This window comes from Planktosalinus sp., from assembly GCF_059864935.1.
Genome location: NZ_JCBCCK010000366.1, coordinates 1 through 6993 on the forward strand (window position 1 = coordinate 1; position 6993 = coordinate 6993).

Consider the following 6993-nt stretch of genomic DNA (forward strand, 5'->3'; position numbering starts at 1 on the left):
GCAAGTGCATTGATAATGGACTCTTCACGAGAGTTTACTGCGCCAAGAATAGGTTTCCATGCAAATTTCTTTAAAATAAAAAGGAGTATCAGGAAGGTGATTGCCGTCCAAAATACCAATCCAAATCCGGGAGTTACTAAATCCATTTCTAATTTTTTTTAATCATTTAAATTTTTTAAAAGCACAGAAGCAACCAACCGTTACTTCTGTGCTTTTTGATTTTTACCCTTGTAACAAGGCAACAACAACAGCAAATAATGCAACTGCCTCAACGAAAGCTGCAAGAATAAGCGCAGATGTTTGAATCTTACCTTGGATTTCGGGTTGACGAGCCATAGCTTCCATAGCTGACCCACCAATACGTCCGATACCCATTCCGGCTCCAATAGCTGCTAAACCAGCTCCAATAGCTGCAATTCCTGTAATAGTCATAGTTATAAAATTTAAATTAATTAATGGTGTTCATGTTCTTCTGTTGCCATACCAAAATAAAGGGCTGACAAAATGGTAAATATATAAGCTTGAATTGCGGTTACCACAATTTCTATGATTGTAATAAATAAAGAAAATGCAACAGAAACGGGTGCAATTGCAATGGTATTAAAGATAAAAATCAACGACATTAACGCCAGGATGATGATGTGACCTGCAGTGATGTTTGCAAAAAGACGAATCATTAGCGAGATGGGTTTTGTAAACATTCCCACAATTTCGATGGGCATTAAAAATATTTTCATAGGCCACGGCACGCCCGGCATCCAAAAAATGTGTTTCCAGTAATGCTTGTTCCCGCTAAATGTTGTAATAATAAAGGTAAAAGTTGCCATTGTTAAGGTAAAGGCAATGTTTCCGGTAAGGTTTGCACCATTAACGATTGGGATCAACCCAAAAATATTGTTTAACCAGATAAAGAAAAATACGGTCAAAAGGTAAGGCATATAACGTGCATATTTTTTCTCCCCAATCATAGGAATCGCTACTTCATCCCTGATAAACAGCACTAATGGCTCTACAAAACTGGCAATTCCTTTGGGCACAAAATTTTCTGATTTTTTATATTTTCTGGCTGCACCTATAAAGATTAAAAACAATACCAGCACTGACACCCACATCATAAACACATTTTTTGTGATAGAAATGTCAATGGGTTTGCTTGCATTTGCAGGAGAACCGTCTTCCCCTTTTACAAGAATTTCTTCGCCTTCATTTAGCTGATAAATTTTTTCTTTGTAGTTGACAAAACGCATTCCGTTTCTTTCCACCACTACTTCACCATAATAATCGTGGTCAAAAGCTGATGACATAAATGTAGTCAAGCCATTATCAGTCCAAAGTATAATGGGTAAAGAAATAGAGTAAGATTTGTCGTTAATATCAATGATATGAAACCCATATGTATCTTTGACGTGGTGCATAATCATGCTTTTGGGGTCAAATTTTTTTTCCTGCTGAAGTTCTTCCTGAAGGGTCTCTTCTTCCTGGGCTACAGTAGCAAAAGTGGTAATTAAAAACAGTCCTAAAAACAGTGTTTTGATGGCGCTTAATTTCATTGCTTTCAATAAGATAATAATGCGTTCCTGAAAATCGGTGCAAATATAGTACTACTAAATGAAATGGCAAACAATAAAATGAAGGTTTATTTGTCTTTTAAGAAACGGGTGATATTGACGATTTCAAAGGCTAAAAAAAGGAAGTATGGGACAAAGAAATTAAACACCTCCAACGTTGCATTTTTATTTGGATTTAGCAATACAGGAAGCAAAAAAACAAGGCATAAAATCATCTTAAAAAGGGTGGCTCCCATAAAGACCGGAAAGATGTCTTTTTTGCCTGACGAAAACCTGAAATTGACAATGGTATAGATTATAAGCACCGTTAAAAAGTGAAACCCATAGATGGAATATAATGGAAGTATAAGTTCAATTTGACTAAAAAAATGATGAGCAATGTACCAGTGGATGGCAAAAAGTAAGGCTGTAAAAAGAAATAAAAGCAACAAAAAAGTGCTTTCTCTTTTTTTAAAATCTGAATTCATTCATTGTCTTTTTTGGAATTGGAAATCAGTTGTCTGATGACAACAAAGATGGCAATTAAAACTGAAAGTAATGAGAGGCCTGCGGTGAATAAAGGTTTTGAAGTTTCAAAATGATCATCGAGCAGGCTGCCCGCAAAAGTGCCAATCCCAATAATTGCAATCATTTGAAATGCAATACCGGAATTGACAGCATAGCTGCTAAACGCTTTGCCCTGTTTTTTGAGCGGGGTTTCTTTCTTGTCTTTCAAAAACGTGATTTTGAGATTTTTGATCTTCTTGTGAATTTTCTTTTCTGTCGGCCATTTGTTTTACAGAGCCTTTCATAACACAAGTAGCATTGAAAGCTGCTCCCGGTTCTACTGCAAGTTTGCCTGCTACAACATCACCGTCAATCTGAGCCGTTGCTCTTAGTGTTAAGGTGCCCGAAATGGTCATTTGACCTGAGAATTTTCCTTCTATGTCGGCGTTTTCACATTCCAAAATGCCTTTAATCACACCTGTTTCCCCAAGAACTACCTTGGAAGGTGTTTTGATATTGCCTTGAACTGTTCCGTCAATCCGCATTCCGGATTTTGCAACAATATCACCGGTAATATTGGTCCCTTCTGTGATTCTGTTTTGCTGGTTTCCTACGATAGCTGGGGCTTTTGGTTTTTTGTCAGTAAACATGCTTAATTGATTTTGGCGTTATACAAATCCAAATTTTTATGCACTTGGACAACTGCATAATTTGGCGAAGAAATTTCTATATAGGGGTTGGTAACTCTGTATTTTTTGTTCTCCTTAAGCACCTCAGCAAATCCTTTGGCGCCTTCTCTGCTGTATAGCCCGTGGACAACAACAAATATTTTTCCGGGGCTGTAATAGTCTAATGAAGTATCCAGGTAATTGAACCCAAGTTCGTTTATGGCTTCATCTATTGTTTTCTTAAAAGTCTCAGCATCCTCTCTTGAGATACTGTCGAATTCATACAACACCTTCCAGCGGTCTGAATCTTCATTGGCTGCAAAGTCAAACTTCTCAAGCTTGGGCAATTGTGCGTGGTAAATATTATTGGCTTTCCTGCCTTCCGGTGTATTGGTGTAGTTTAATGAAATGTAGTTGATGGCCTTTTTATAAGCTTCAAACCCGTCTTGTTTGCCAATGGCAGTTGCTTTGAGCATTTCAAATTTGGGCACCATTTCGTCGCCAAAAAACTGACTGATGTACCTGTCTGATTTTTCAATTACCTCAGCATATTGCCCTTGTTCAAAAAGCCTGTAAAGCTCAACATATCTAAATTCCGGTGTGGATTCGTCTGCAGCCAGTATTGCACTGGGATTAATGATGATTTCGGCATAACGCGAATCCGGATGATTGGTTACAATATCATTTCTGTATTGTTGCATTTTAGCGGTATTCCCTAAAATCTCATAGGTCTTGTACAAGTGATATTTTGAGGGGATTTCCAGTCTTTCTTCCGGTTCAAACGTAAGGAGTTTTTCAAGTCTGTCAATCGCCAATTCATAAACTTTGAATTTCTCTTTGTAAATCAAGCCTAGTTGATAATAAGCTACATCCCTTTCTTTAGTGATGCTGTCAATAGCTTTTGAATCGGATGGGATTAATGAAATGTATGTTTCAGGTAAAAACTTGCTGTCAGCTGTAGTTTGTGAAGCTGTACCTGCAATTTCGGATTGACCTTCACCGCTATCGATAACTGCATTTTTGTTTGATCTGCGCCAGTCGTCCTCAAGTTTTCGGTCGCCCCATTGTTTCCTGAATTCCTGCTTTCCAAATGCCACTGCAGTGGTGTTGTAGAAATAGAATTTTCCGTCTGATGCACTTTCGTCGCCCCTTCTTCCGCTTTTAAAAAACTCGTCGCTTTTAAAGGCAAGTTCTTCTTTTACTTTTGCCAAAGAATCAGCAATGGCTTTTTCTTTTAACCGGGTTGTATAGTCTGTAAAATGAGCCAATCTTTGCTCTTCAGACATATTGACCAAATAAAGGATACTGTCATTAACACTGGCAATATCTTCATACTTGATTACATCTTCAAGGTTGTCCCGCTTTCTTTTGATTTGCCTGTAATCCCTGGTATTTTCAACCAGTCTTTGGAGGGTGCTGTCGTAATAACTTCCGGCGGTCCTGTATTCGGCCTCATCAAAGTAAATGTCGCCCAAAGAAGAATAGTTAAGTGCCTGTAACCTTTGATTCTGCCTGAACTCCTTGATGGATTTATTGTAAGCAACTATTGCCTCTTCAATATCTCCTGTTTCAGTGAGGAAAACACCTTTTTGATGATAAATTATATCCAAAAAAGGTCTGTTTTCCCTGTCTTTAATTAAATCGTCAAAATTTTCTTTTTGTTCTTCAATGTTTCCGGATGCAAAATCAAAGTTTTGGATTTTTCCCATCTTGGCGTGAATCATATAGGCCCTAGGAGACTTTCTGTTTAATGCTATTACTTCGTCAAAAGCCATATTGGCACTGTCCTTTTGGCTTAAGCGATTGTAGATTTGGCCTTTGATAAAAAGTAAACGTCCTTTTTTCTCGTTGTCACGCACAAACCCTGCCGCATCTTTAATGTGCACTATCGCCTGATCGAGCGAATCGAGGTTAATGTATGCCTGAGCGATCATTGCTGATGCATCGGCAAAATCATCATTGCTCAAATTTGCACTTTCAAATAGCACTTTTAAGTTTCTTAGAGCCACTTCTTCATTTTGAAGGCGGATGTTGGTTTTTTCCCTCCAGATTTTAGCGGAATTAACGCTGTTGCTGGTGGGGTATCTGTGAAGTATAAAGTTAAAAGCCTCTATTGCCGGGATAAACCTTGAATCGTAATATCGCGCTTTTCCAAGCAACATATAAGCCTCGTCAATTTGAGGGTTGTGTTCCTTTCCGTCGAAATAGATGGAATGTTTTTGAACGGCAATGACTGCTTTTTCTTCTGCCCTTTCAAAATCTGTATTTCTGGTTTGCCCGGGTAGCTGAATCTCATCTTTAACCTGAATCAGCTCAACAGGCAATATCTCAAAGTAATCGTCTTTAACATTTTGAAGCAAGCTTTTTTTGCCTTGTTCCAGTGCCAGATTTCCGTTGTATAGTGCATTAAACTCAGCATTAACAGCCCTGTAACTTCGGGTCATAAACGTGCTTTTTTTTCGGGAGCAGGAAGAGGCAACCAAAATAAAGACAAGCAGAAAAATTGAAAATTTAAAAATGGGCTTCAAATCCAATGGTGTTTATTTATGATAAGTAACTAAAATCGTTGGGTTTTAGTATACAAAAAATTATGCGAGGTGTAAAAATACGTTTCTTTTTGAAATATTTTAAAAAGTGAGCTTGTTTTTTAACCGTAAAGGGTTTATGTCTGATTTTTAATCAATTAATAAAGTTTTATTATTCCTTGCAGCAGTATCACTCAAGATTGTATTTTTGCAAAAAAAAGAATGGCCAAGTTACACCCACTCTCAATAAAAAAAATCCTTAAGGAAACCCCTGACACGGTTTCCATTCATTTTGAAATTCCTCAACAACTCCAAGAAACTTTTCAATTCAAAGCAGGACAGTACATAACACTTGAAGCAACCCTTAACGGGAAAACAGTGAGGAGGGCCTATTCCCTTTGTTCAACACCTCAAAGCGGAGAACATATTGTGGTGGTTAAGGAAGTTGAAAAGGGTGCGTTTTCAGTTTATGCCAACAAGGATTTAAGAGAGGGCGACATGTTAATGGTGCTTCAGCCTGAAGGGAAATTTGTTTTTGAGCCCAATCCGGAAAACAAAAATAATTATGCCGCATTTGCAGCAGGTAGTGGTATCACTCCGGTTATCTCCATAATAAAAACCGCTTTGGAGCAAGAACCAGAAAGTAAATTTTTACTGGTTTACGGAAACAAATCACCTGAGGACACCATTTTTATGAAATCACTCATGGATTTGCAGCAAAAGTATCCCGGGCGATTTATGCTGGAGTTTGTGTTTAGCAGAAAAGAACTTGAGGGCTATCAATTTGGAAGAATCAGCAAGGCAATTGCCAATTACTTTTTGAAGAACAAATACAAAGATATCCGGTTTGACACTTTCTACCTGTGTGGTCCTGAACCGATGATCGACGAATTAAAAGTAACACTTTCAGAAAATGGAGTTGCTAAAGAGAATATTCATTTTGAGTTGTTTTCCACCTCAGTGGAGCCTGTTCAAACCAACAGTGTTGAAGACGGAACTTCTGTGGTTACGGTCACGCTGGATGATGAGGAAACCACTATTATCATGCCACAAAACAAGTCGATACTTGATGCCGTTCTGGAGCAAAATCTTGACGCGCCTTACTCCTGTCAAGGCGGTATTTGCAGCACCTGCATTGCCCGCCTCACAGAAGGCAGTGCCAAAATGCGAAAAAACCAAATCCTGACAGACGCCGAAATAGCCGAAGGACTAATTTTAACCTGTCAGGCACAACCTACATCCTCAGTGGTTAAGGTGGATTATGATGATGTGTAAGCCCCCTCTAACTCCCCCGAAGGGGGAGAATAATCCAAGGTTTATAAAACTTTTTTTAATTTTTCTATCTCTCCTTTAAGCTCAAGAATCAACTGCGCCTGTTCTTCCAGCCTTTTTTCATAACTCTCAATCAATTTTTCAGGATAGTGATGGTGATGGATGATTCCGTTTTCACCGCCTGATTGATTGTGTTGGTTAAAAGTAATTCCTTCTTTGGAAAGCAGCTCCAAGATATCTATCTCATAGATTTCACTCATTTTTGACAATTGCTCAATGGTGGGCTTGCTTTTGTCGCTTTCAATATTTGACAAGGTTTTTTGGGAGATATTGAGCAAATGGGCGATTTCCTGTTGAGAAAACCGTTTGGACTCCCGGGCGTGTTTTAAACGAACTCCTAAATTCATTGGGTATGCATTTATGCGTAAAGTTAAGTAAAAAATTACTGAATTTTAGAAAATTGGGTATAGGAAT

At 38.2% G+C, this 6993-nt stretch carries 9 protein-coding genes; 1 reads left to right on the top strand and 8 read right to left on the bottom strand.

Annotation, left to right across the window (positions count from 1 at the left end):
* From AC6F75_RS11475 to porW, 7 genes are all read right to left on the bottom strand, one after another.
* Positions 1-146, bottom strand: a 146-nt coding sequence (locus AC6F75_RS11475) for a F0F1 ATP synthase subunit B family protein (protein ID WP_500715163.1), incomplete at its 3' end; no start/stop codon positions are given.
* 76 nt (positions 147-222) lie between these two features.
* A complete protein-coding gene (gene atpE / locus AC6F75_RS11480) occupies positions 223-432 on the bottom strand; it encodes an ATP synthase F0 subunit C (protein WP_500715155.1) in 210 nt (69 codons plus the stop codon).
* Positions 433-452: 20 nt separating this feature from the next.
* Positions 453-1550: a F0F1 ATP synthase subunit A gene (atpB, locus tag AC6F75_RS11485; RefSeq protein ID WP_500715156.1), complete on the bottom strand. Its 1098-nt coding sequence runs from the start codon at positions 1548-1550 to the stop codon at positions 453-455.
* 86 nt (positions 1551-1636) lie between these two features.
* Positions 1637-2035: a hypothetical protein gene (locus AC6F75_RS11490; protein WP_500715157.1), complete on the bottom strand. Its 399-nt coding sequence runs from the start codon at positions 2033-2035 to the stop codon at positions 1637-1639.
* A complete protein-coding gene (locus tag AC6F75_RS11495) occupies positions 2032-2283 on the bottom strand; it encodes an AtpZ/AtpI family protein (RefSeq protein WP_500715158.1) in 252 nt (83 codons plus the stop codon). Before AC6F75_RS11495 ends, AC6F75_RS11490 begins: the two co-directional genes overlap by 4 nt.
* Complete coding sequence (locus AC6F75_RS11500; RefSeq protein WP_500715159.1) at positions 2234-2704, bottom strand: polymer-forming cytoskeletal protein; 471 nt, start codon at positions 2702-2704, stop codon at positions 2234-2236. Before AC6F75_RS11500 ends, AC6F75_RS11495 begins: the two co-directional genes overlap by 50 nt.
* A gap of 2 nt (positions 2705-2706) precedes the next feature.
* A complete protein-coding gene (porW, locus tag AC6F75_RS11505; RefSeq protein WP_500715160.1) occupies positions 2707-5256 on the bottom strand; it encodes a type IX secretion system periplasmic lipoprotein PorW/SprE in 2550 nt (849 codons plus the stop codon).
* A 213-nt stretch (positions 5257-5469) separates the two neighbouring features.
* On the opposite strand from porW, the gene AC6F75_RS11510 reads away from it, so the two are divergent.
* Positions 5470-6522, top strand: a complete 1053-nt coding sequence (locus AC6F75_RS11510; RefSeq protein ID WP_500715161.1) for a 2Fe-2S iron-sulfur cluster-binding protein — start codon at positions 5470-5472, stop codon at positions 6520-6522.
* Between the two features lie 41 nt (positions 6523-6563).
* On the opposite strand, the gene AC6F75_RS11515 is transcribed toward AC6F75_RS11510, so the two are convergent.
* The gene (locus tag AC6F75_RS11515) at positions 6564-6926 is read right to left on the bottom strand and encodes a helix-turn-helix domain-containing protein (RefSeq protein ID WP_500715162.1); all 363 of its coding nucleotides are present in this window, start codon (positions 6924-6926) and stop codon (positions 6564-6566) included.
* Positions 6927-6993 lie beyond the last annotated feature (67 nt).

Coding starts and splice junctions, on each gene's coding strand:
- atpE (WP_500715155.1), bottom strand. CDS start 432: ATGACTATTACAGGAATTGCAGCTATTGGAGCTGGTTTAGCAGCTATT.
- atpB (WP_500715156.1), bottom strand. CDS start 1,550: ATGAAATTAAGCGCCATCAAAACACTGTTTTTAGGACTGTTTTTAATT.
- AC6F75_RS11490 (WP_500715157.1), bottom strand. CDS start 2,035: ATGAATTCAGATTTTAAAAAAAGAGAAAGCACTTTTTTGTTGCTTTTA.
- AC6F75_RS11500 (WP_500715159.1), bottom strand. CDS start 2,704: ATGTTTACTGACAAAAAACCAAAAGCCCCAGCTATCGTAGGAAACCAG.
- AC6F75_RS11510 (WP_500715161.1), top strand. CDS start 5,470: ATGGCCAAGTTACACCCACTCTCAATAAAAAAAATCCTTAAGGAAACC.
- AC6F75_RS11515 (WP_500715162.1), bottom strand. CDS start 6,926: ATGAATTTAGGAGTTCGTTTAAAACACGCCCGGGAGTCCAAACGGTTT.